Below are 22,662 nucleotides of genomic sequence, written 5' to 3' on the forward strand. Positions count from 1 at the left end.
AAAGCGGGCACGGTCCAAATGTAGGAGCTGGCTTGCCTGCGATGGCATCGCCTCGGTGTGCCTGATGCACCGAGTTGTCTGCATCGCAGGCAAGCCAGCTCCCACATAAAAGCAGATCTGTTTTCGCTCTGGACTTTGCCTTTGCTTTTAACACTCAGGTCGGCTCTCAGGCCGCCGTGCTCCTGCTTTTGATCTTGATCTGACTGCCCCAATAAGCCCGAGGCCGAACGCAGGTATTGCGGAGCGGGTAAACCGGCAGGACGCCGGTTTAGCCGCGCCGGGCCATGGATGGCCCGTCGCGGCGGCCCGCTTCGTGGTGCCGGAGTGAGGGAACACCGAGCCTAGGCGAGGTGCCGACAGGCGGGGCAGAGCGCTTTGGTTACTTTGCCGCTTTTGCAAAGTGACTCGCTGTAAGAGCGAAACCATAAGCCGCCGTTACCTGAATAACGGATAAACACCCCTCACCCCCCCTTCAACTCTTCAATCATAATTTCCCGCATCCGAAACTTCTGGATCTTCCCCGTCACCGTCATCGGAAACTCATCCACAAATTTGAAATGCTTGGGCATCTTGAAGTGCGCAATCCGCCCCTTGCACCACGTCTGCAGCTCAAGCTCATTGGCCACATGCCCCGGATGAAACTTGATCCACGCCACAATCGCCTCACCGTAACGCTCATCCGGAATCCCGATCACCTGCACATCCGCCACCGCCGGATGAGTAAAGAAAAACTCCTCCAACTCCCGCGGGTACACGTTCTCACCTCCGCGAATGATCATGTCCTTGTTACGCCCGGCGATGCACACGTACCCCTGTTCATCCATGGTCGCCAGGTCGCCGGTGTGCATCCAGCCCGCCTCGTCGATAGCCTCACGAGTGCTGTCAGGATTATTCCAGTAACCGAGCATCACGCTGTAGCCACGGGTACACAGCTCCCCTACCTGGCCCCGAGCAACCGTGTTACCGGCGTCATCGACAATCTTGCTTTCCAGCTGTGGCTGGGTCCGGCCAACCGTCGTAACACGCCGCTCAAGGTCATCATCCGGCCCGGTCTGCAACGACACCGGGCTGGTTTCCGTCATGCCATAGGCAATCTGCACCTCACTCATGTGCATCTCGCCGATAACCCGGCGCATCACCTCGATCGGACAAGTGGCGCCCGCCATGATCCCGGTGCGCAGGCGCGACAGGTCGAACTCGGCGCGGCGCGGGTGATCAAGCATGGCGATAAACATGGTAGGCACCCCGTATAGCCCGGTGGCCTGTTCTTCGGCGACGGCAGCCAGGGTCAGCAATGGGTCGAAACCGTCACTCGGGTAGATCATCGTGGTGCCATGGGTGATGCAGCCCAGGTTACCCATCACCATGCCAAAGCAGTGATACAGCGGCACCGGGATCACCAGGCGATCTTGCGCCGTCAGGCCCAGGCTTTCGCCAACCATGTAGCCGTTATTGAGGATGTTGTGGTGACTGAGGGTGGCGCCCTTGGGGAAGCCGGTGGTGCCGGAGGTGTACTGGATATTGACGGGTTGATCGAAGTGCAGGCCGGCCTGGCGGATCTGCAATTGCTCGGGCGGGACGCCTGCCCCGAGGGCCGCCAATTGCGACCAGGGCGTAAACCCCGGGGGCGGGCTGGGATCAAGGCTGATGATGCCGCGCAGGTCAGGTTGAAGCTCCTGCAACATGCCGTGGTAATCGGAGGTCTTGAACGACCCGGCGCACACCAACCACTGGCAACCGGATTGCTTGAGTACGTACTCCAATTCACTGCTGCGATACGCCGGGTTGATATTGACCAGAATCACGCCGATTTTGGCGCTGGCGACCTGGCTGATGCACCACTCGGCGCAGTTGGGGGCCCAGATGCCCAAGCGGTCGCCGGCCTGCATCCCCATGGCCAGGAACGCACGTGCATGCAAATCAACCGTCTCTGCCAGTTGCCGCCAGGTGTAGCGACGCTGTTGATGGCCCACGACCAAGGCTTCGCCATCGGAGTAGCGCGAAACCGTTTGATCAAAGGCCTGGCCGATAGTCATGGCCAGCAAGGCCTTGTCCTGACAGCCGCGGCTGTAGCTCTGATTCGATTGATCCATAACGACCCCTGTTGTCTTTTTTGTAGGTTGACGTAAACGTAAACTACGATTGACAGGCCCGCAACGCAAGTTTACGTTAACGTAAAGGTGATCGCCCTCCCCGGCGTATTGGCCATACAAAAACAACGCTAGAAGGTGCCCGTCCATGAGTTACCCCTCCCTGAACTTCGCCCTCGGTGAAACCATCGACATGCTGCGCGACCAGGTGCAGTCCTTCGTGGCCAAGGAACTGGCGCCGCGCGCTGCGCAGATCGATATCGACAACCTGTTCCCCGCCGATATGTGGCGCAAGTTCGGCGATATGGGCCTGCTGGGCATCACCGTGCCGGAAGAATACGGCGGCGCCGGCCTGGGCTACCTGGCCCACGTGGTGGCCATGGAAGAAATCAGCCGGGGCTCGGCTTCGGTGGCGTTGTCCTACGGCGCGCACTCCAACCTCTGCGTCAACCAGATCAACCGCAACGGCACCCATGAGCAAAAACTCAAATACCTGCCCAAGCTGATCAGCGGCGAACACATCGGCGCACTCGCCATGAGCGAGCCGAACGCCGGTTCCGATGTGGTCTCCATGAAGCTGCGCGCCGATAAACGCGGCAGTGTGTATGTGCTCAACGGTAGCAAGACCTGGATCACCAACGGCCCTGATGCCAATACCTACGTGATCTACGCCAAGACCGACCTGGAAAAGGGTGCCCACGGCATCACCGCGTTTATCGTCGAGCGCGACTCGAAGGGCTTCAGCCGCAGCAACAAGTTCGACAAGCTCGGCATGCGCGGCTCCAACACCTGCGAGTTGTTTTTCGATGACGTCGAAGTGCCGGAAGAAAACATCCTCGGCGCACTCAATGGCGGCGTGAAAGTGCTGATGAGCGGCCTCGATTACGAACGCGTTGTGCTGTCCGGCGGCCCGACCGGGATCATGCAGGCCTGCATGGACCTGATCGTGCCCTACATCCATGACCGCAAGCAGTTCGGCCACAGCATCGGCGAGTTCCAGCTGATCCAGGGCAAGGTCGCCGACATGTACACCCAGCTCAACGCCAGCCGCGCCTACCTGTACGCCGTGGCCCAGGCCTGCGAGCGCGGCGAAACCACGCGCAAGGACGCCGCCGGCGTGATCCTCTACAGCGCCGAACGCGCTACCCAGATGGCCCTCGACGCGATCCAGATTCTCGGCGGCAATGGCTATATCAATGAATTCCCGGCTGGTCGTCTATTGCGTGACGCCAAGCTGTATGAAATCGGTGCCGGCACCAGTGAGATCCGGCGCATGTTGATCGGTCGCGAACTGTTTAACGAAACCCGCTGAACGGAGCGCGCACCATGGCTACCCTGCACACCCAGCTCAACCCGCGCTCGGCGGAATTCGCCGCCAACAGCGTAGCGATGCTCCAACAGGTCGACGCCCTGCATACCCTGCTCGCCCAGGTGCAGCAAGGCGGCGGCGCCAAGGCCCAGGAGCGGCATACGTCGCGGGGCAAGCTGTTGCCCCGCGAGCGGATCAATCGCTTGCTCGACCCTGGCTCGCCGTTCCTTGAACTCAGCCAGCTGGCGGCTTATCAGGTGTACGGCGAAGACGTGCCCGCTGCCGGGGTGATTGCCGGGATTGGCCGGGTGGAAGGCGTCGAATGCATGATCGTCGCCAACGACGCCACGGTGAAAGGCGGCTCGTACTACCCGCTGACCGTCAAGAAACACCTGCGCGCCCAGACCATCGCCGAGCAGAACCGCCTGCCCTGCATCTACCTGGTGGACTCCGGCGGCGCCAACCTGCCGCGTCAGGATGAAGTGTTCCCGGACCGCGAGCACTTCGGACGGATCTTCTTCAACCAGGCGAACATGAGCGCCCAGGGCATCCCGCAGATCGCAGTGGTGATGGGCTCCTGCACTGCCGGTGGCGCCTATGTACCGGCGATGGCGGACGAAGCAATCATGGTCCGCCAGCAAGCCACCATTTTCCTCGCCGGCCCGCCGCTGGTGAAGGCGGCGACCGGTGAAGTGGTCAGCGCCGAAGACCTGGGCGGTGCCGATGTGCACTGCAAGATTTCCGGGGTGGCCGACCACTATGCCGACAGCGACGAACATGCGCTGGCCCTGGCTCGGCGCAGTGTGGCCAACCTCAACTGGCGCAAGCTGGGGCAATTGCAACAACGCACGCCGCTGGCGCCGCTTTATAGCAGCGAAGAGCTGTACGGCGTGATTCCGGCCGACGCCAAGCAACCGTTCGATGTACGCGAGGTGATCGCGCGATTGGTGGACGGCTCGGTGTTCGATGAATTCAAGGCGTTGTTTGGCACCACACTGGTGTGCGGCTTTGCGCACCTGCACGGCTATCCGATTGCGATCCTGGCCAACAACGGCATCCTCTTCGCCGAGGCCGCGCAAAAAGGCGCGCACTTTATCGAACTGGCCTGCCAGCGCGGGATTCCGCTGTTGTTCCTGCAAAACATCACCGGCTTCATGGTCGGCCAGAAATACGAAGCCGGCGGCATCGCCAAGCACGGCGCCAAACTGGTGACAGCGGTAGCCTGTGCCAAGGTGCCGAAGTTCACCGTGATCATCGGCGGCAGCTTCGGCGCCGGTAACTACGGCATGTGTGGACGCGCCTACGACCCGCGCTTCTTGTGGATGTGGCCCAACGCACGCATCGGCGTGATGGGCGCCGAACAGGCCGCCGGCGTGCTGGTGCAGGTCAAGCGTGAGCAGGCCGAGCGCGCGGGCCAGGGTTTCAGCAGCGATGAGGAAGCGGCGATCAAGCAGCCGATCCTCGACCAGTACGAAACCCAGGGCCACCCCTACTACTCCAGCGCACGGTTGTGGGATGACGGCGTCATCGACCCGCTGCAGACCCGCGACGTGCTCGCCCTGGCCCTGTCCGCCGCGCTGAACGCCCCCATCGAGCCGAGCCGCTTCGGCGTGTTCCGCATGTAAATGGAGCTGCACCCCATGAGCGATTTCAACACCCTCGAACTGATCACCGACCCCCGTGGCTTTGCTACGCTGTGGCTCAGTCGTGAAGCCAAGAACAACGCGTTCAATGCCGAAATGATCCGCGAACTGATCATTGCCCTGGACCGGGTGCAAGGCGATCCGGCCCTGCGCTTTCTGGTACTGCGCGGGCGCGGCAAGCACTTCAGCGCCGGCGCCGACCTGGCCTGGATGCAGCAGTCGGCCGAACTGGATTACCACACCAACCTGGACGATGCCCGAGAACTGGCGGAGCTGATGTACAACCTCGCCAAGCTGAAGATCCCGACGCTGGCGGTAGTCCAGGGCGCGGCCTACGGCGGTGCCCTGGGATTGATCAGTTGCTGCGACATGGCGATTGGCGCCGACGATGCGCAGTTCTGCCTGTCGGAAGTGCGCATTGGCCTGGCGCCGGCGGTGATCAGCCCGTTCGTGGTGCAGGCGATCGGCGAACGGGCAGCCCGTCGCTATGCCCTCACAGCGGATCGCTTTGGCGGTCAGCGGGCACGGGAAATCGGCTTGCTGGCGGAAAGTTATCCTGCCGATGATTTGGACATACATGTCGAATTGTGGATTACCAATCTGCTGCTCAACAGCCCCGCGGCCATGCGCGCCAGCAAGGACCTGCTACGGGAAGTCGGCCACGGTGCCCTGACGCCAGCGTTGCGTCGCTACTGCGAGAACTCCATCGCCCGGATCCGCGTCAGCGCCGAAGGCCAGGAAGGCCTGCGTGCCTTTCTGCAAAAACGCGCGCCCAACTGGCAGCCTCAGGAGCCGCGTTCATGAAGACGCTTACTACCGTATTGGTAGCCAACCGTGGCGAAATCGCCTGCCGGGTGATGCGCACCGCCAAGGCCATGGGCCTGACCACCGTGGCCGTGCACAGCGCCACCGACCGTGACGCGCGGCACACCCGCGAGGCTGATATTCGTGTGGACCTGGGCGGCAGCAAGGCCGCCGACAGTTACCTGCAAATCGACAAACTGATTGCCGCCGCCCAGGCCAGCGGCGCCCAGGCGATTCACCCGGGTTATGGGTTTCTTTCGGAGAACGCAGGGTTTGCCCGCGCCATTGAAGCCGCCGGGTTGATCTTCCTCGGCCCGCCCGCCTCGGCCATTGATGCCATGGGCAGCAAATCGGCCGCCAAGGCGTTGATGGAAACCGCCGGCGTGCCGTTGGTGCCGGGTTACCACGGCGACGCCCAGGATCTGGAGACTTTCCGCCAGGCAGCCGAGCGTATCGGTTACCCGGTGCTGCTCAAGGCAACGGCAGGCGGTGGCGGCAAGGGCATGAAAGTGGTCGAGGACGTCAGCCAACTGGCCGAAGCGTTGGCCTCGGCACAGCGTGAAGCACTGTCCTCCTTTGGCAATGCGCAGATGCTGGTGGAAAAGTATTTGCTCAAGCCGCGTCACGTGGAGATCCAGGTGTTCGCCGACCAGCACGGTCACTGCCTGTACCTCAATGAGCGCGATTGCTCGATCCAGCGCCGCCATCAAAAAGTCGTCGAAGAAGCCCCGGCGCCGGGCCTGAGTGCCGAGCAGCGCAAGGCCATGGGCGAAGCGGCCGTGCGTGCGGCCCAGGCCATCGGCTACGTGGGCGCGGGCACCGTGGAGTTTCTGCTGGACGCCCGGGGCGAGTTTTTCTTCATGGAGATGAACACCCGGCTGCAGGTGGAACACCCGGTGACCGAGGCCATCACCGGCCTGGACCTGGTGGCCTGGCAGATTCGCGTGGCCCAGGGCGAGCCGCTGCCGATGACTCAGGAGCAAGTGCCGCTGCTGGGGCATGCGATTGAAGTGCGCCTGTACGCCGAGGACCCGGCCAACGATTTTCTGCCGGCCACCGGGCACCTGGCGCTGTACCGCGAATCCACGCCAGGGCCCGGGCGCCGGGTAGACAGCGGCGTCGAACAAGGCGACAACGTGTCACCGTTCTACGACCCGATGCTGGGCAAGCTGATTGCCTGGGGCGAAGACCGCGAACAGGCGCGCCTGCGGCTGCTGGGCATGCTCGATGAATTTGCCGTGGGTGGACTGAAGACCAACCTGGGCTTCTTGCGGCGCATTATCGGCCATCCGGCGTTTGCCGCTGCCGAGCTCGATACCGGGTTTATCCCGCGTTATCAGGATGAGCTGCTGCCGGCGCCTGGCGAATTGAGTGAGGCATTCTGGCAGGCCGCCGGCCAGGCGTTCATGCAGACCCAACCGAGCACTGACACCCGTTCGCCCTGGGCCGACACCCGAGGTTTTCGCGCAGGCTTGCCGGGCGAGGTTTCCCTGCACCTGAGCTGCAACGGCCAGGATCGCCTGGTAATGCTGCAAGCCGGCATCAACCCGCCCCAGTTGCACGGCGAACAACTGCTGATCGACCAGCACGGCGTGCGCCGCTCCCATCTGGCGGTACGCGAGGGCGGCAGTGTGTTTTTGCGCTGGGACGGCGAGGTGCACAGTGTCAGCCTGTTCGACCCGATTGCCGCCGTCGACGCCAGCCAGTCCCATCAGGGCGGCCTGACCGCACCGATGAACGGCAGCATCGTGCGAGTGCTGGTGGAAGTCGGGCAAACCGTTGAAGCCGGTACGCAGTTGGTGGTGCTGGAGGCCATGAAGATGGAACACAGCATTCGCGCGCCCCATGCCGGCGTGGTCAAGGCGCTGTACTGCCAGGAAGGCGAAATGGTCGGTGAAGGCAGCGCACTGGTGGAGCTGGAAGCCGCGAGTTAAAACCTCGTGACCGCCTGCGCCACCACGCCGATGATCCGGCACTCTTCACTGAACAGCATCTTCGGGTACGTAGGGTTGAGCGGCACCAGGTAAAGCTGGCCGCTCTGCCTGACCCATTTGCGCAAGATCGCCTGGGAATCAAATGCCCATTGGGCCACCACCAGTTTGCCGGGCTCGGGCTGGATGGCCGGGTCCACCAGAATCATCGTGCCTTCATTGATACTCAAGCCGCTGGGGGCGGTCATGGCGTCGCCAGTCACGCGCATCCAGAACGCCTTGCCACGGGCCTGATAGTCGCTCATCTGAAAACGAGTAACGCCGTACGGCCGAGGTTCTTCCTGCAATGGGTAGCCTCCCTTCCCTTCGCTCACCGGGTAACGGTAATTCGGGTTGTAGTGCGGCGCCGGCTGCAGTTCCTCGGCAACCGCCGCGAGCGCTTTTTCGCGAACCACCAGCGCGACCTCGAGCCCATCCAGGCCAAGCTCCTGCATCACCCGGTTCATATCGGCAAGGCTCGGCACCCGACGCTTGTTCAGCCAGTGGCCTACCCCACCCTGAGACATGCCCAGGCGCGACGCCAGTTGGTCCTGCGTGACCTTGCGGTCTTTCATGTTGGCCTTGACCAACGCTATCCATTTATCCATGGGCCCTGACAATACGTTGTGTACTCACCACGACAATAAACAGTTTGTAGTAATCAATAAAACGCCATAAATACGATTAGTACTAATATCGATTGCAGGCTTTCGACACCCACACAGAGCACTGCCCTTATGACGACCACCCCGTATACCCTGCCCGACACCTGCGATGAAGACGAACGGCTGTTCCTGCGCAGCAGTGGCGCCGCCCAACGCGCACTGGACTATTACCTGAAAGAGGATGCCGCACCGCCCTCCGTTGACGACACGTTGTTCGAGGTCAAGCCCGGCATCAGCGACGAGGAGGCCCTGGTCCACGCCTCCGACCTGCTGCGCAGCGCCGCGGCCACTGCGTACGAATCGGCAAACAGCGCCCACGGCAATAGCCGGGACCTGGCGTTTTCAGTGGTCTATTTGATCGATATGGCGAAGGTGATGGTGGAGCGGTCACTGCGGCTTTCGGCGAGGGGCGCCGAACAGCCGGCCAGTCTGTAACAGGCACGCGGGAAAAATATTTCTATCCGAGGGATAAAAACATTTGACTTGCAAATGATAATGATTATTATTGGACCTAGCTGATCGCGAGATCAGTCGATAGACCAAGAGACCTTAGGTCGGACTCTTGGAATATCTCCTCATCAGGCTAATCACGGTTTTTGACCCGGCTCTTTGGCCGGGTCTTTTTTTTGCCAGTTTTTCCCTGGCGTGACTTCAGGCTAATGAAGACTGTGTGTTGCTTGATGGCGCGCATGGTAGCAAAAGACCATCACCAAAAGAAAGTCGATCGAGCGCTCTAGGCCGGTTCTTTCAAAAATAGCACTTGAGAATCAATCTCATAGATTCTAAGCTGCGGCGGCGTCATGGACGACGCCCCCCTCTTCACCCGCAAAAATTGCATCCAGGCTTTGCCCCGCTCCGGTGTAAAATGCCCGCCACAACACTCATATTCAGGCAACCAGACTATGACCGTGGCCTTGACCTCCATCAAGATCAGCACCGACTTCGACAGTGGCAATATCCAGGTGCTCGACGCCAGTGATGCTCACCAGTTGCTGCTGGCGATAAAGCCCGATACGCGCAGCCAGCACTTCCAGTGGTTCCACTTCAAGGCCGAAGGCATGCACGTGGGTCACACCCACACCTTCCGCCTGAGCAATGCCGGCCACTCGTCCTACAAGCACGCCTGGAGCGGCTACAACGCCGTGGCGTCCTACGACCATATCAACTGGTTTCGGGTACCCACCCGCTTTGATGGCGAAACGCTGCACATCACCCTCGAAACCCGTGAAAAACAGGCCTGGTTCGCTTACTTCGAACCCTACAGCCGCGAACGCCACGACTGGCTGATCGACCAGGCGCTGAACCGCGCCGGCACGCAATTGCTGGCCACTGGCAAAAGTGTCGAAGGCCGTGATATCCAACTGCTGCGCCGTGGCAAGGGCGAGGCCAACAAGCGCAAGGTCTGGATCATCGCCCAGCAGCATCCCGGCGAGCACATGGCCGAATGGTTTATGGAAGGCATCATCGAGCGCCTGCAGCAGGACGGTGACGCCGAGCTGAAAAAGCTCCTGGCCGCCGCCGACCTGTACCTGGTACCGAACATGAACCCCGATGGCGCGTTCCATGGGCATCTGCGCACCAACGCCATGGGCCAGGACCTCAACCGCGCCTGGCAGAGTGCGAGCCAGGAGATCAGCCCCGAAGTACTGTTCGTCCAGCAACAAATGGAAAAGTACGGCGTTGACCTGTTCCTGGATATCCACGGCGACGAGGAAATCCCCTATGTGTTCACCGCCGGTTGTGAAGGCAACCCGAGCTACACGCCACGTATCGAGCAGTTGGAAAAACACTTCCGCAGCCACCTGAGCAACCTCACCCGGGATTTTCAGACCGCGCATGGCTACACCCGCGATTTGCCGGGCGAAGCCAATATGACCCTGGCGTGCAACAGCGTCGGCGAGAAGTTCGATTGCCTGTCCCTGACCCTGGAAATGCCCTTCAAGGACAACGACGACGCGCCCAACCCGCACACCGGCTGGTCGGGCAAACGCTCGATGCAGTTGGGCAAGGATGTGTTGAGCAGCGTGGCGGATATCGTCGGCGTATTGCGCTAAACATCCACGATCCCGGCGACGGCTGCCTCACAGCAACCGTCGCCGGGGAAGGCTTCAGTCCTTGCTGCCGGTCATGCTTTGCAACACACCGTCACGCCGGATCAAACCGTGGAACAGCGCCGCCGCCAGGTGCAACAACACCGTCAGAAACAGCAAATACGCCAGGTAACCGTGAGCCTTGCGCAACACGGCAAACAACGGCGCATTCGCCCCCACCAGCGCCGGCAACTGCACCGAACTGCTGAGCATCACCGGGTCGCCGGCCGCTGAAATCATCGCCCAGCCCAGCAGCGGCAACACCAGCATCAACGCATACAGCACCACGTGGGAGGCCTTGGCCGCCAGCACTTGCCACAGCGGCAAGTCGGCAGGCAGCGGCGGCTGGCGCGTGGAAAAACGCACCACCAGGCGCACGATCACCAGCGCCAGGATCGCAATGCCCAGCGGCTTGTGCAGGTGGATCAGCCACTCATGGCGTTCGGAAACCGAGGCCACCATGCCCGCGCCGATAAACAGCATGGCGATGATCATCAACGCCATCAGCCAATGCAGCAGCCGCGCCAGCGGGGCGAAAAACCGGGGTTGGGCATTCATGGCTTCGACTCCTGAGGGGCGCTGTGCAGCTGGCTGACTTCGCTGGTGCGACGCAGGTAGGAACTGGCGTACGCCGCCGAACGGGCGGCCAGCAATGGGTCATTCGAGGCTTCGATACCGCTCGGCAGCACCAGTGGATCAAAGTTGATGTCACGGCAATCACCGTCCATTTGCGGCTGGCTGCTTTCCAGCACCAGGGTCCCGGCATTCAGCACCTTGTGCTCACCGGTCCAGGTCTTGCTGGCGTCATCTACCGGGTCGCCCGGGTTGGCCAGGGTGAGGTTCAACTGCCAGCGCAACGGCCCGGCCACCAGGCGCTGGGCCAGGTCTTTTTCGAGGAAGTCGCTGCCGGCGGGCGCCGTGGCCCCCGCAGCATCCTGGCTTTGCGGTACGACGCCCCAGCGCACGGCCTGGCGTTGGCCGCTGGCGTTTACCAGGTAAAACGCGTTGATGCCGTTATAGGTTTCAGTGGCATAGCTGGCAGACGGCTTGGCGGTCTTGACCCAGGCCAGGAACGGCGCGGTCTCGGGGTGCGCCGCGAAGAACGCCGGCATGCCTGCCGGGTTCGGCTTGCCGGTGGCCGGGTCAGGTGCGCCGGCCTTGAGCATCTCGAAGAAGGCCTCGGGCGTGCCCACCGGGAACACCGGCATGCTGTTCATCCCGGTGCGCCATTGCTGGCCGTTGGCCAAGTTGAACTGCAAGGCAAAACTGCGGATCGGCACGCTGCTGTCCGGCGCATACGGGTTGCCGCTGGGCAGCGCAAAACGCCCGATAACCGGGGTACGCGCCTCGCTGAATACCTGGGCACTGGAGTACTGGCGCGCCTCGGGGCTGCTCTCGAAATAACCGGCCACGCACACGCCCTTGGCATGGTTACGCCGGTAGCCAGGGTGCAAGCCGTTGTTGGTTTCCAAGGCATTGACCAGGGTTTTGGGGCGCAACCGCTGTGGGTCGAGGCTTCCGTTAACGTAGGCAAACGCCCCGGCCACGACGGCAACCACCACGCCGATGCTGGCCAACCGAATTATCAGGCTTGCGGTGCTCAGCGGCGGACGGGGCGGTGATGAGTGATCTACCATGAAATAACTCCAGGGCCCAAGGCCTTGAGTGGGTGAAACATAAGGTCGGAACACTTGGGACGAACGCCAGCGCACTCTATTCCCTGGCCTGCTGTTTATTTTTATTGACCTGGAATAACCTTCAACGCCGGACGTCTTCCTAGTCCCAGCGTAGTGACTAGCCAGAATCCCATGCACGAACTCGACGAACAGTTACGTGAACTCATCCCCAGGTTGCGGCGTTTTGCCGTGTCCCTGACGCGTAACACCAGCAGCGCCGACGACCTGGTGCAGGCGAGCCTTGAGCGCGCGATCATCAGTTGGGCCGACAAACGCCTCGAAGGCGACTTGCGCGCCTGGCTGTTCTCGATCCTCTACCGGCAGTTCCTCGACGCCCATCGGCGCTCCCGGCGGTACACACGCATGCTGGAATTTTTCACCGGCCGCGATGATTCGCAGCCGTCGGTCGAGCGCACCGTCATCGCGCAATCGACCCTGCAAGCCTTCGACAAATTGAACACCGAACAGCGCGCCCTGCTGCTGTGGGTCTCGGTGGAAGGCTTGAGCTACAAAGAAGTCGCCGACATCCTCGAGGTGCCCGTGGGCACCGTGATGTCTCGCCTGTCGCGCGCGCGCCAGGCCCTGCGCCAGCTCAGCGACGGCGAAATCACCAGCCCTGCCCTGCGGATACTCAAATGATCAGCCTGCCTCCCAGCGAACGCGATTTGCATGCCTACGTCGATCACCAACTCCTGGACGCCGACCGCCGCCAGCTCGAAACCTGGCTGGCAGCCCACCCGGACGTCGCCGCCCAGGTGCACGCCTGGCAACAGGACGCGCAGCACCTGCGGGCATCGTTGAGCGGCGCACTGCAACAACCCGCCAACCCCGAGCTGGACCCGGCCCTGATTCGCCAGCGGGTCAAGCGCCAGTCACGCCGCCATCTCGCAACCGCCGCCATGCTGTTGATTGCCGTCAGTGTCGGCGGCCTCGGCGGCTGGCAGGCCCGCCAGGCCACGCTGCTCGAGAGCATGGCGCCCATGAGCGACGCGATGCAGGCCTACCGCCTGTTTGCCCAGGACGGCATCCTGCCCGCCGACTATCACGTGCAAAGCGGTGGCGACATGCAAGGCTGGCTCGACCGCTACTTCAACCAGGCCTACCGCCTGCCGGACCTGAGCCAGGCCGGGTTCAAGGCGGTCAGCGGGCGCCTGCTCAGTACCGAACAAGGCGCGGCGGCCATGGTGCTGTATGAAGACCCCCAAGGCCGGCGCATCAGTTTCTATATCCGCCCGCCGGGCCCGGAAAACAAATTCCTGCCCCGTGGCAGCCGCAGTGCCGACGGCCTGCAGGCCGAATACTGGTCGGGCGCGGGCTACAACTATGCGATGGTCAGCCCGCAGGACGCCTCGACCACGCAGATGCTCAAGCAGACGATGCGGTTCTAGAAACCCACATCCAGCACCACATTATCGACGTAGGTACCGGCTGGCGGCGTGGCCTGGTTGGTATAGATCGCCGCGTTGTAGTTGAACACCTGGCTGCCGGTGCCCAGGCCATTCCCGGGGTTCACCTCAGCCGTGGAGCTGGCGCGCCGGGCGGTGGTCACGCTGCCCCAGCGAGTGGTGGTGGCGCTTTTGAAGATGTCGTAATTGAGGAAATTGCTCCCCGAGATCATCCGCCGCTGCCCGCCCACACTCACCGGGTTCTGGCCATCGCTGATGCCCACGGTGTAAGCACTGCCCTTGGTGCAGGCAATCGTGGCCTGCCCGTTCACACTGGAAAAACCACTGATCACCGGCGCGCTGCCGAAGCTGATGTTGGGCGCGGTGATCTGACAGTCGTTGCTCACCGTCATGCTGACCGTCAGGGAGGATGTGCCCGAGCCGGAATCCCGGAAGACACACAGCGACCCAACCCCCAGCACCGCGCAGTAGTTCCAGACCCAGGCGATGCTGAGTGTCTCCGTGTAAAGGCCGGCAGCCACGTTGCTGCCGGTGATCGATCTCAGGTAAAGCGGCAAGGTCTTCGTGCCCGGCCCGGAAACCAGGCCAACGCTTTGGGCAATGCCCGTCGCGCCGAAATCGAACTGGGTGCCACGGTTGATCGGGTAACTGGTGCTGTTATTGGCGTAAATCGTATAACCGATGACATCCCCGGTAGGGCCGACCATGCCGCTGGTGGCCGAGGTGATGGTTGCATAGAAGTGATCACTCGCCGCCAGCAGCGAAATCAACGTGGCCCCGCAGTTCAAGCCAGCGTTGGTGGTGGAACTGGTCTGGGCAGCGGTGCGCACCGTCATCGAACTGATCGAGCCAAAGCTGGCCGGCGACGTAGCTCCCGGCGCCGAACACGCGGCCATTGCCTGTAGCGAAAAACCCAGGCCCGCCAGCACCAGCAGTCCAACTATCCATTCCTTGACCCGCACACCCACACTCCTTGTCTCATTGGCAAACCAGCGGCCCGATCAGCGGCACCTGCTCCTCGTTGATATCCACGTCGAACGTTGCCTGGCAGGTACGGCCCTCACCCACAGTGACTTGCAAGGTGTTGTGGGCCGCCAGGTTCTCCAGGTACACCAGGCCATCCCACCCCACCACCGCGCGCGCCCCGGTTTGCTCATGACGCACCTGGCTGCCCAGGGGCAGGTCCTGATGCCGGGCATCCACCAGGGTGATACTGGCCGCGATCACCCGGCGCACCGGGAACTCCAGCAGGTAGCCGCTGCCGCGCCGCACCGCCACGCGCTGCTCGACATTCGGGGTCTGCACGTTGACCGGCAGGTTCAGCGGGTCGATTTCATACTTGCCGCGGTAGTACGCGCTGCTCCACGGCACCAGCAAGTGCCCGTTGCGGTCGGTTTCACCCACCAGCTGGTTTTCATAGAGCACCGGCACACCGGAATAGCCGTCGGTGCTCACCACAACAAACGCGTCATTGACCTGGTTGGCCGTGAACACCTGATTGTCCATCCACACCAGCGAGCCACTGGCATCCGCCCAACGGGTCTCGGCGTCACTGCTACCGTACACGCCCGCCTGCAATTGCACCGACTGCATGCGCCAGGTCAGGTCGGCCTGGCGATAGGCCGGGCCGTCGCCACTGGCATAACCCAGGTTGTAGCCCACGCCGCCCTCGGACGGCACCGCCCGGCTGTAGTTGACCCGCTGGCGACTTTCGCCGGCCTGGCTGCGCTCGTTGCTCAAGGCCAGGCTGCCGTAGACGTCGAATGGGATCACCAGTTGCGCCTGCATGGCCCAGTTGCTGTCACCGACCTCACGGTTGGCCGACAGATAGAAACTGGTGTTGCGCCACAGCTGTTTGCTCCAGGTGAGGTTCATCAGCCGGGTGCGGGAGTCATCGGCTGCCTGCACATCGAAATAGCCGGCACCGATGCTGCCGAAATCGTTGAGGTTCAGGCTCAGGGTCACCTGCTCACTGCGCTTGCTGAGGCTCGCATAAGGCGTGTCGACCAGGGTCAGGTCGGCGTACTGGTCGCGGCGCTCTACCCGTTGGTAAGACAGGCTGTAGCGCTGGTTGCTGTATTGATAACCGAAGCTCAGTTGCTGGCCGGTCTCGCCATCAAACTGGCTTTGGCTGAGGGCGGTATTGAGCACCCCGAAGTTGCCCAGCCGCACGTTGCCGCCGAGCCCGCCCAGGGTCAGGTCGCCTGAGGCTTCGGCATGGCTTTCCAGGGTGAAGTAGTCCGACACCCCGTAACGAAACGTGCCGCTGGCCACGCCCGGCCCGTAGCCAAAATCCCGAATGGTGTAGTCGCGGCGCAAATTACCGGCCGCCACCGAAAAATCCGACAGGCCTTTTTGCAACAACGTACTGGTGACGTAGAACGGCACGGTGGTCGACACCTGCCGGCCCAGGGCATCGGTGGTGACCACCACCGCTTCGCCGGCGCCGTTGATAAACGGCACGTTGGTCAAGGTGTAAGGGCCCGGCTGCAGATATGCGCTGCTGGATTTGTAGCCATTGATGAACAGGTCCACCGACGACGGCACCGCCGCCTCCCCGGCAAATTGTGGCAAGGGGTAAGTCACCAGGTCCGGGCGTACGCCGAAATCCCGCGACACTTGCACCCCGCCCAGGCGTACCGAACTGCTCCACGGCAATGCGCTGCTGATCACGTCGCCCGCCTCGTAGGTCAGCAGGCGCTCATCGTCGGAAAAGCGCCAGGTTGTGTCATAGCGCCGATAGCCATTGTTCAAAGTGCTGCCGCTGGCCTGGCCGCCAAAGGTGGTGCGGTATTGGCCGGTATTGGACAAGGTGCCCCAGGTATCGAACAGCCGCACTTCGTTGAAAATGCCCAGGTATGTGCCGGCGTCATCGGTGTCGTTCAGGTAGGCGTCATAGTTGAGCAACGCACCAAAACTGGTGAGTGCCTGGGCGCGCGGGTAGTTGTTGCGGCTGCCGATGAACTGCGCCGGCAACCACGCCGGCGGTACCGTCAGCACCAGGCGCTGGCCCTGGCTGTCGTAATCGGTGTGCAGGCCCGGCAGGTGGTCCAGCGCGACCTCGGTGGTGATCTCGGCCGGCAGCTTCATGCCCACGTCCCGCAAGGTGGCCGCCGGCACAAACAGGCCGCCGGCGCGCTGATCCACGGCCACCACCCGGCCAGTGTCCATCTGGTTGACCACCAGTTCGAGGAACAACTGTGCATCGGCAACAGCCTCCATGTTGCTGGGCGGCGGCGGCAACGGCGCGGCCACGCCAAGCGGCGCAAGCACCAGGCCCGACAGGCCGCCCACCACCCACACCGATCGCCATCGACTACGAGCCCAACCATGGCTCACCAAGGCATTGTGTCCATCAATGGACATCTCCATCCGTTAAGACCAAGGGCTGCTCCATGCCCTATTCCATTGCGTTACCGTCCCGGCGCAAGGTTCTCCAGTTGCGCTGCGCCATTGACTCGCACCTGCAGCGGCTGATCGCCCGCGACACCTTGTGGCACCGGCCAGCGCATGGTTGCGCCCGGCAGTACATAGCCGAGCAGGCCGTCTACCAGCGGCCGGGTCTGCCCGCCCTGTTTGAACGCCACATCGGTGAGCCGCGCGTGCACCGCGCCCTGGTTGCGCATCTCCACATAGTTGCGCCCGCCGACGGTGACTTTTTTCCAGCTCAGGTCAGGCTTGCCCGCGCCCTTGGGGTCGCGCTGGCGCGTCGCATCTTCCTTGCTCCACAGGCCTGCGCCGTAGGCGAACAACGGCACCGAATAACGCATCTGAAAACGGATGGCTGCGGCCGTCTTGCCATCGGCTGCGGGGGTTTCAGGGGTGGCGGCGGGGATTTCGTCGATGATGATCCGATAGGCCAACTCCTGGCCCGGCGGCACTTCCCGGGTCCGGGTCAGGCGCACCAATTGCTTCTGCCCCGGTTCGATCTTCGCCACCGGCGGGCTGCCGATCACGTCGCGCTGGTTCTGGTACTGCTCGTCAAACCCGCCCTGGCTCCAGGCAAATACCCGGATCTGCAGGTTGGCAGTCTCTGTACCGCGGTTCTCCAACCACAAGGCGCTGGCCTGTTGATCGGCCTCCAGCACCGGGTCAATGGGCCAGATCAGCACCGAACTGGCAGCCTGGACCTGCCCACCGCCCAACGCCACCAGACCGATAAAACCCGCAACCCAATACCGCCGGGAAGCTGCAAACATAGATTCCACTCCTCATGCCAATCGCCTTACCAGGACAGCTGCACCTGCAGCACATCGCTGTACGTCCCCCCAGGCTGATTACCCGGTAACACCACCCTGCCGTAAATCGGCAGGGTTATATTGTTCGCGTTGCTGTAGGCCACGCTGACGCTTTGACTGATCCCCAGGCTCTGGCTCAGGGCCGCGTCCTGAAACAGCTGGTACGCCACTTGGGCACTGCCGCTATTGAGCTGCATGTGCCGGCCACTGGCGTTGTACAAGCCGCCGTTGACGCTCATGCTCAACGTGACTCCCGGGGTGCATTGCAGCGTTACCCCGCTGCTCAGCGCCACCGACACCGTGCTGGTGGACAACGACGAATAGCTGCCGAACGCCAGGCTGCCGTAGTTCGTGCCGCCGCCCACCACCAGGCAGCCTGCGGCAATCGTCGCGCTGACCTGGATCGTCTGGCTGGTCACCGCCAGCAACGACAACGGCATTCCCCAACCCGTGATGACCGCCAGCGTCGCCCAGCAGGCCCGCTTCATGGCACTAGAACGTCAACTGCACCGACACCGTGTCGGTGTAGGTACCCGCCGGCAGACCTGCCTTGCCCACGGCCTGGCCGTAGATGTTCACGGTTTGCGCAACGCCCGTGCTCGCACCTACGTTGATCGTTCCGTTGATCGCCAGGAGTGTCGAATGCCCGGTGTCGGTGTAGAAGTCATACGGCACATAATTGGCCACGCCGTCATACAGCGCCCGGGTGCCGCCGGTGGACTGGCCGTCATGGGACCCGGCGCCCACGGTGATCACCGGCGAGGTGCCCGAGGAACACTGGATCGACAACGCGCCTCCACCGCCGCCCAGTACTTGCCCGGACTGGGTGGTGAACTGGCTGTCGGTGGTACCGAAATTGATCGTACCGAAGTTCAAACCGGTGGTGCCGCCCACGCCGTTGACCAGGCAACTGTTGGTCAGGATCAGCGTGGAGCTGATCTGCCCGGTGACCGTCGTGGCCGCCTGGGCACCCGATACCCAGGCCAGTGCGACCAATGGGAGAACTGCTTTAGATACAAGTGCATGCATGATGTCCATCCTCATGAATTACCAATCCAGAGTCACCGTCAGGGTGTCTGTGTAGATGCCGGCCGGTAGGGCCCTGGTATTCGCCACCACCGAGCCGAATACCGGGATCGGTACCTGTGCGCCCTTGGTCACGACGAAATTGCGTTGCTGGCCGATGCTGTAGGTGCTTCGGCCCGCAGGATCGGCCGACAGCCGATACGGTATGGTTTGCCGGCCATTGCTCAAGCGCCGGGTGATGCCGTCGCCATGGGCGCCGCCGTCGATGGTCACGGTGAAACTGCTCACCACCGACGGGTTGCAGGACACAGCGAGCGCGGCCTTGTCGCCATCACTGATGCCGGCGCCCAGGCCCTTGTCCCAGGTGGGTCCGTGGCTGCCGAAATCCAGCAAGGCCGAGCCGCCATCCGGGCTCACCGGCGCGCTGTCGTTGCCTTTGCTCACCTGGCAACTGGCAGTGATCACCAGTCGTGCGTGAATCTGCCCGGCGACCGCCGCCTGGGCGTCCTCGGCCAGGAGCAACAGGCCGCCCAGCGCGATGCAGGCCAGGGCGCGGCTTACCATGTCACCGTCACTTTGAGCAGGTCGGAATAACGCCCCACGGCCGGTATTTCCTTGAGCGGCTCGATGCGTCCATAAAGTGGCAAGTCCACCGTGCCGGAATCGGGCACGCGGCCGCTCAACGGTACGTCCACGGCCAAGGGGATGCGGCGTGCGGCATCGGCATAAATTCGATAGGGAATCGGTTTGATCGAGGGGGCAGCAGCGCCCAGGTAACGTACTTCGCCGGCGCCGCCATGCAGGCCGCCGTCGACACGCATCTGATAAGGCGTATCCGGGTTGCACTCCAGGCGTGGCTGGCGCTGGCTGATCAAGGCTGCACTCAACGGGCCTGCCGGGTCATCCAGCCGGGAGCCGCTGCCGAAATCCAGTACGCCGAGCTGCTCGATCCCTGCTTCACGCGTGGTGCCGACCAACTGGCACCCCCGCTGCACGTCGATACGCACCTCAACCTGGAGCTGTGCACCATAAACCGTGTTGCAGAGCATCGCGCTCATGATTGCCAAGACTGCGTGTCCCTTCACTGCCCCAAATCCTTATACAGGGGTGACTGCTGTGTATGAGGTTAGTCACTTGAAGGGAATCCGCCAGTCAGGTCGGTGTTTTGGATCCATTGACCCATGCCTTTTCCAGATAGCTCGCGCCGTGCTTCTCTATTGGTCAAACCGCAACCGGCGCTCTAAAGTGAGCGACCACCGAAACACAGAGTGACTGACATTGGCTGCTTTACCGCCCCTGCTCAAACGGTTGCTGGGTAAACCCGCGGCGACCACCGCCGCCCCCGGTATCAGCGCATTCTTCCAGGGCAAGGCCCGGCAACAGGGCTATACCCTCAGCGCCAGCCAGCAACAGGTGATCGAGACCATGGCCCGGCAAACCGACCATCTGCTGGCCGGGCGCCCAACCCGCAGCCTGTACCTGCACGGCGCCGTCGGCCGGGGCAAGAGCTGGTTGCTGGACGGCTTTTTCCAGGCGCTGCCGATTGCCGAGAAACAGCGCGTGCACTTCCACGACTTTTTCGCCCGTCTGCACCAGGGAATGTTTGCCCATCGCCAGCAGCGCGATGCCTTGGCCGTGACCCTGGATGAGTTGCTCGATGGCTGCCGCGTGCTGTGCTTCGACGAGTTTCACGTACATGATATCGGCGACGCGATGCTGATCAGCCGCCTGTTCAAGGCCCTGTTCCGGCGCGGAGTCTGGGTGCTGGTAACCTCCAATTATCCGCCCGCCGGGTTGCTGCCGAACCCCTTGTACCATCAGCGGTTCAAGCCGGTGATCGAGCTGATCAGCGCGCGCATGGACGTCATGGAAGTCAGCGCCCCCCAGGATTTTCGCAGCCTGGCCCAGGCCCATGGCGATCAGCGGTTCAGCGCTGGCCAGTTCGTGTGGCCGGGGACTGCCGCGCAACGCCAAGCCCTGGGCCTGCCGTCAGCGGATCAGGCCCCGGTCAGCCTGACCGTCGGAGCCCGGCAATTGACTGCCCGCTGGCACCAGGACCGCAGCATTGCCTTCACCTTCAGCGACCTGTGCGAACAACCGACCGCTGTCATGGACTACCTGCAGCTGTGCCGAGACTATGAACGCTGGATCATCGACGGCCTGCCGCACCTGGCGGACTGTCCGATTGCCGCCCAGCAACGGTTCATCAACCTGGTGGACGTGCTCTACGACCAGGACAAGCAATTGGTGCTGATCGGCGAGCAGCCGCTGGAGCAATCCCTGAGCGGCCAGGCCATCGATTTGGCGCGCACCGCCAGCCGCCTGGGGCAGTTGCAGAAGATCGGGCCGCAACCCGCTATCATGAGCGCCATTCACGCCCCTATTGCCGAGTGACGCGCCGTTCATGGATACCCTTGCCCAACTCAAGGCCGGCCAATTGGCCGGCATCAAACGCCTGGACCTGCGCTGTGGGCTGACCGAGTTCCCTCGGGAAATCTTCGACCTGGCCGACTCCCTGGAAATCCTCAACCTGACCGGCAATGCCCTGAGCAGCCTGCCGGATGACCTGCACCGCCTGCCCCATTTGCGCGTGCTGTTCTGTTCGGAAAACGCCTTTACCGAACTGCCGCAATGCCTGGGCCAGTGCGCGCAGTTGAGCATGATCGGCTTCAAGTCGAACCAGATCAGCAGTGTCCCGGCGACGTCGCTGCCACCCTTGCTGCGCTGGCTGATCCTCACCGATAACCACATCAGCCAATTGCCGGACGAACTGGGTGAACGGCCTTTGCTGCAAAAACTGATGCTGGCCGGTAACCACTTGGAGCAGTTGCCGCAAAGCCTCGCCCAGTGCAAAAACCTCGAACTGATCCGCATCGCCTCCAACCGCATGACCCGCCTGCCGGACTGGTTGCTGGCCTTGCCGAGCCTGACCTGGCTGGCCTACGCCGGTAATCCGGTAGAGATGGCCGTGGAAGAGGCCCGGCATGACGCGACGCCAAACATTCCCTGGTCCGAGCTGGAATTGAGCGAAGTGCTGGGGGAAGGCGCTTCCGGAATCATCCGCAAAGCGTACTGGGCCCCGTCAAACGGGCCGGTCAAGGCGGTCGCGGTCAAACTCTATAAAGGCAGCATTACCAGTGACGGCTCGCCCCTGCACGAAATGCACGCCTGCATCGCCGCCGGACTGCATGCCAACCTGATCAAGGTAGAAGGCCGTGTCGTCGACCACCCGGAAGGCCAGGCGGCGCTGGTGATGCAACTGATCGAACCGAGCTACCGCAACCTCGCGGCCCTGCCGAGCCTGGCGTCGTGCACCCGGGATATCTACGAGCCCGGCACCCGTTTCAGCGCAGACGTTGCGCTGCGCATGGCCCGGGGCATCGCCTCGGTGGCGGCGCACCTGCACGCGCAAGGCATCACCCACGGTGATCTGTACGGCCACAACATTCTGTGGAATGAAGCCGGTGAATGTCTGCTTGGGGACTTTGGTGCAGCGTCGTTTCACGCCACGGTCGACAGCCAGGAAACCCGCGCGTTGCAGCGCATCGAAGTCAGGGCGTTCGGGGTGTTGCTGGGGGAATTGCTGGAAAGGATTGATGCGGGGTTGAGCGAGGAAAAGCGCGTGGCGCTGGAAGCCTTGCGGGACAACTGCTGCCAGCCGGATGTGCTGGCCCGGCCCGGGTTCGAGGAAATCACAACCCTGTTGCAGTCTTCCAAACTCAGCTAAACCCAATGTGGGAGCGGG

21 protein-coding genes are annotated in these 22,662 nt (G+C 62.6%); 10 read left to right on the plus strand and 11 right to left on the minus strand.

Annotated elements, in window-relative coordinates:
• Positions 1 to 461: 461 nt before the first annotated feature.
• Positions 462 to 2,093 (minus strand): AMP-binding protein, encoded by a 1,632-nt coding sequence (locus HX811_RS07465; RefSeq protein ID WP_177045410.1) that lies wholly within the window; start codon positions 2,091 to 2,093, stop codon positions 462 to 464.
• A 145-nt stretch (positions 2,094 to 2,238) separates the two neighbouring features.
• On the opposite strand from HX811_RS07465, the gene HX811_RS07470 reads away from it, so the two are divergent.
• The 4 genes from HX811_RS07470 to HX811_RS07485 are packed head-to-tail and all read left to right on the plus strand — an operon-like array spanning position 2,239 to position 7,780.
• Positions 2,239 to 3,402 (plus strand): isovaleryl-CoA dehydrogenase, encoded by a 1,164-nt coding sequence (locus tag HX811_RS07470; protein ID WP_177045412.1) that lies wholly within the window; start codon positions 2,239 to 2,241, stop codon positions 3,400 to 3,402.
• 14 nt (positions 3,403 to 3,416) lie between these two features.
• The gene (locus HX811_RS07475) at positions 3,417 to 5,024 is read left to right on the plus strand and encodes a carboxyl transferase domain-containing protein (RefSeq protein ID WP_008431506.1); all 1,608 of its coding nucleotides are present in this window, start codon (positions 3,417 to 3,419) and stop codon (positions 5,022 to 5,024) included.
• 15 nt (positions 5,025 to 5,039) lie between these two features.
• A complete protein-coding gene (locus HX811_RS07480; protein WP_003212468.1) occupies positions 5,040 to 5,846 on the plus strand; it encodes a gamma-carboxygeranoyl-CoA hydratase in 807 nt (268 codons plus the stop codon).
• A complete protein-coding gene (locus HX811_RS07485; RefSeq protein ID WP_177021355.1) occupies positions 5,843 to 7,780 on the plus strand; it encodes an acetyl/propionyl/methylcrotonyl-CoA carboxylase subunit alpha in 1,938 nt (645 codons plus the stop codon). The genes HX811_RS07480 and HX811_RS07485 overlap by 4 nt, the downstream gene beginning before the upstream one ends.
• Here the strand turns inward: HX811_RS07485 and HX811_RS07490 are convergent.
• Entirely contained in the window at positions 7,777 to 8,424 is a 648-nt protein-coding gene (locus HX811_RS07490) for a LexA family transcriptional regulator (protein ID WP_177021354.1), read from the minus strand. The two genes, HX811_RS07485 and HX811_RS07490, sit on opposite strands and share 4 nt — an antisense overlap.
• Before the next feature lie 129 nt (positions 8,425 to 8,553).
• Here HX811_RS07490 and HX811_RS07495 point away from each other — a divergent pair, with 129 nt between their 5' ends.
• Together HX811_RS07495 and HX811_RS07500 are read left to right on the plus strand one after the other, a co-directional pair.
• Positions 8,554 to 8,916, plus strand: a complete 363-nt coding sequence (locus HX811_RS07495) for a DUF6124 family protein (RefSeq protein WP_102369523.1) — start codon at positions 8,554 to 8,556, stop codon at positions 8,914 to 8,916.
• Positions 8,917 to 9,383: 467 nt separating this feature from the next.
• Complete coding sequence (locus tag HX811_RS07500; RefSeq protein WP_177045414.1) at positions 9,384 to 10,535, plus strand: carboxypeptidase family protein; 1,152 nt, start codon at positions 9,384 to 9,386, stop codon at positions 10,533 to 10,535.
• 54 nt (positions 10,536 to 10,589) lie between these two features.
• On the opposite strand, the gene HX811_RS07505 is transcribed toward HX811_RS07500, so the two are convergent.
• Both HX811_RS07505 and HX811_RS07510 read right to left on the minus strand, forming a co-directional pair.
• Positions 10,590 to 11,129 carry a cytochrome b gene (locus HX811_RS07505; RefSeq protein ID WP_003212459.1) on the minus strand — a complete coding sequence of 180 codons (540 nt, stop codon included), beginning with the start codon at positions 11,127 to 11,129 and terminating at the stop codon, positions 10,590 to 10,592.
• Positions 11,126 to 12,208 (minus strand): catalase family peroxidase, encoded by a 1,083-nt coding sequence (locus tag HX811_RS07510; RefSeq protein ID WP_008431493.1) that lies wholly within the window; start codon positions 12,206 to 12,208, stop codon positions 11,126 to 11,128. Before HX811_RS07510 ends, HX811_RS07505 begins: the two co-directional genes overlap by 4 nt.
• A gap of 171 nt (positions 12,209 to 12,379) precedes the next feature.
• On the opposite strand from HX811_RS07510, the gene HX811_RS07515 reads away from it, so the two are divergent.
• A complete protein-coding gene (locus HX811_RS07515; RefSeq protein WP_003212456.1) occupies positions 12,380 to 12,886 on the plus strand; it encodes an RNA polymerase sigma factor in 507 nt (168 codons plus the stop codon).
• Positions 12,883 to 13,635 (plus strand): anti-sigma factor, encoded by a 753-nt coding sequence (locus HX811_RS07520; protein WP_177021352.1) that lies wholly within the window; start codon positions 12,883 to 12,885, stop codon positions 13,633 to 13,635. Before HX811_RS07515 ends, HX811_RS07520 begins: the two co-directional genes overlap by 4 nt.
• Here the strand turns inward: HX811_RS07520 and HX811_RS07525 are convergent.
• From HX811_RS07525 to HX811_RS07555, 7 genes are read right to left on the minus strand one after another with little or no spacing between them, the layout of a single operon-like run.
• A complete protein-coding gene (locus HX811_RS07525) occupies positions 13,632 to 14,615 on the minus strand; it encodes a spore coat protein U domain-containing protein (RefSeq protein ID WP_371132381.1) in 984 nt (327 codons plus the stop codon). The genes HX811_RS07520 and HX811_RS07525 overlap by 4 nt on opposite strands.
• A gap of 16 nt (positions 14,616 to 14,631) precedes the next feature.
• The gene (locus tag HX811_RS07530) at positions 14,632 to 17,025 is read right to left on the minus strand and encodes a fimbria/pilus outer membrane usher protein (protein WP_177045418.1); all 2,394 of its coding nucleotides are present in this window, start codon (positions 17,023 to 17,025) and stop codon (positions 14,632 to 14,634) included.
• Positions 17,026 to 17,066: 41 nt separating this feature from the next.
• A complete protein-coding gene (locus HX811_RS07535) occupies positions 17,067 to 17,852 on the minus strand; it encodes a molecular chaperone (RefSeq protein ID WP_177045420.1) in 786 nt (261 codons plus the stop codon).
• A 26-nt stretch (positions 17,853 to 17,878) separates the two neighbouring features.
• Positions 17,879 to 18,379 (minus strand): spore coat U domain-containing protein, encoded by a 501-nt coding sequence (locus HX811_RS07540; RefSeq protein ID WP_023658977.1) that lies wholly within the window; start codon positions 18,377 to 18,379, stop codon positions 17,879 to 17,881.
• Between the two features lie 4 nt (positions 18,380 to 18,383).
• On the minus strand, positions 18,384 to 18,920 hold the full coding sequence (locus tag HX811_RS07545) for a spore coat protein U domain-containing protein (protein ID WP_177009827.1): 537 nt from the start codon (positions 18,918 to 18,920) through the stop codon (positions 18,384 to 18,386).
• 18 nt (positions 18,921 to 18,938) lie between these two features.
• Positions 18,939 to 19,481, minus strand: a complete 543-nt coding sequence (locus tag HX811_RS07550; RefSeq protein WP_177045422.1) for a spore coat U domain-containing protein — start codon at positions 19,479 to 19,481, stop codon at positions 18,939 to 18,941.
• Positions 19,475 to 19,966 (minus strand): spore coat U domain-containing protein, encoded by a 492-nt coding sequence (locus HX811_RS07555; RefSeq protein WP_003212438.1) that lies wholly within the window; start codon positions 19,964 to 19,966, stop codon positions 19,475 to 19,477. The genes HX811_RS07550 and HX811_RS07555 overlap by 7 nt, the downstream gene beginning before the upstream one ends.
• A 229-nt stretch (positions 19,967 to 20,195) precedes the next feature.
• On the opposite strand from HX811_RS07555, the gene zapE reads away from it, so the two are divergent.
• Both zapE and HX811_RS07565 read left to right on the plus strand, forming a co-directional pair.
• A complete protein-coding gene (zapE, locus tag HX811_RS07560; RefSeq protein WP_177045424.1) occupies positions 20,196 to 21,311 on the plus strand; it encodes a cell division protein ZapE in 1,116 nt (371 codons plus the stop codon).
• Positions 21,312 to 21,321: 10 nt separating this feature from the next.
• Positions 21,322 to 22,644, plus strand: coding sequence for a leucine-rich repeat-containing protein kinase family protein (locus HX811_RS07565; protein WP_177045425.1), 1,323 nt, complete (start codon positions 21,322 to 21,324; stop codon positions 22,642 to 22,644).
• The last annotated feature ends 18 nt before the right edge of the window (positions 22,645 to 22,662 follow it).

The organism is Pseudomonas sp. F8002, from assembly GCF_013385495.1.
Classification (GTDB): Bacteria; Pseudomonadota; Gammaproteobacteria; order Pseudomonadales; family Pseudomonadaceae; genus Aquipseudomonas.

Excerpts from the sequence above, each read along its gene's own strand:
- HX811_RS07470 (WP_177045412.1), top strand. The coding sequence starts at position 2,239 with ATGAGTTACCCCTCCCTGAACTTCGCCCTCGGTGAAACCATCGACATG.
- HX811_RS07520 (WP_177021352.1), top strand. The coding sequence starts at position 12,883 with ATGATCAGCCTGCCTCCCAGCGAACGCGATTTGCATGCCTACGTCGAT.
- HX811_RS07510 (WP_008431493.1), bottom strand. The coding sequence starts at position 12,208 with ATGGTAGATCACTCATCACCGCCCCGTCCGCCGCTGAGCACCGCAAGC.
- HX811_RS07535 (WP_177045420.1), bottom strand. The coding sequence starts at position 17,852 with ATGTTTGCAGCTTCCCGGCGGTATTGGGTTGCGGGTTTTATCGGTCTG.
- HX811_RS07485 (WP_177021355.1), top strand. The coding sequence starts at position 5,843 with ATGAAGACGCTTACTACCGTATTGGTAGCCAACCGTGGCGAAATCGCC.
- HX811_RS07505 (WP_003212459.1), bottom strand. The coding sequence starts at position 11,129 with ATGAATGCCCAACCCCGGTTTTTCGCCCCGCTGGCGCGGCTGCTGCAT.
- HX811_RS07565 (WP_177045425.1), top strand. The coding sequence starts at position 21,322 with ATGGATACCCTTGCCCAACTCAAGGCCGGCCAATTGGCCGGCATCAAA.
- HX811_RS07480 (WP_003212468.1), top strand. The coding sequence starts at position 5,040 with ATGAGCGATTTCAACACCCTCGAACTGATCACCGACCCCCGTGGCTTT.
- HX811_RS07500 (WP_177045414.1), top strand. The coding sequence starts at position 9,384 with ATGACCGTGGCCTTGACCTCCATCAAGATCAGCACCGACTTCGACAGT.
- HX811_RS07490 (WP_177021354.1), bottom strand. The coding sequence starts at position 8,424 with ATGGATAAATGGATAGCGTTGGTCAAGGCCAACATGAAAGACCGCAAG.
- HX811_RS07550 (WP_177045422.1), bottom strand. The coding sequence starts at position 19,481 with ATGGTAAGCCGCGCCCTGGCCTGCATCGCGCTGGGCGGCCTGTTGCTC.
- HX811_RS07475 (WP_008431506.1), top strand. The coding sequence starts at position 3,417 with ATGGCTACCCTGCACACCCAGCTCAACCCGCGCTCGGCGGAATTCGCC.
- HX811_RS07555 (WP_003212438.1), bottom strand. The coding sequence starts at position 19,966 with ATGCTCTGCAACACGGTTTATGGTGCACAGCTCCAGGTTGAGGTGCGT.
- HX811_RS07545 (WP_177009827.1), bottom strand. The coding sequence starts at position 18,920 with ATGCATGCACTTGTATCTAAAGCAGTTCTCCCATTGGTCGCACTGGCC.
- HX811_RS07495 (WP_102369523.1), top strand. The coding sequence starts at position 8,554 with ATGACGACCACCCCGTATACCCTGCCCGACACCTGCGATGAAGACGAA.
- HX811_RS07540 (WP_023658977.1), bottom strand. The coding sequence starts at position 18,379 with ATGAAGCGGGCCTGCTGGGCGACGCTGGCGGTCATCACGGGTTGGGGA.
- HX811_RS07465 (WP_177045410.1), bottom strand. The coding sequence starts at position 2,093 with ATGGATCAATCGAATCAGAGCTACAGCCGCGGCTGTCAGGACAAGGCC.
- HX811_RS07530 (WP_177045418.1), bottom strand. The coding sequence starts at position 17,025 with ATGGAGATGTCCATTGATGGACACAATGCCTTGGTGAGCCATGGTTGG.
- HX811_RS07515 (WP_003212456.1), top strand. The coding sequence starts at position 12,380 with ATGCACGAACTCGACGAACAGTTACGTGAACTCATCCCCAGGTTGCGG.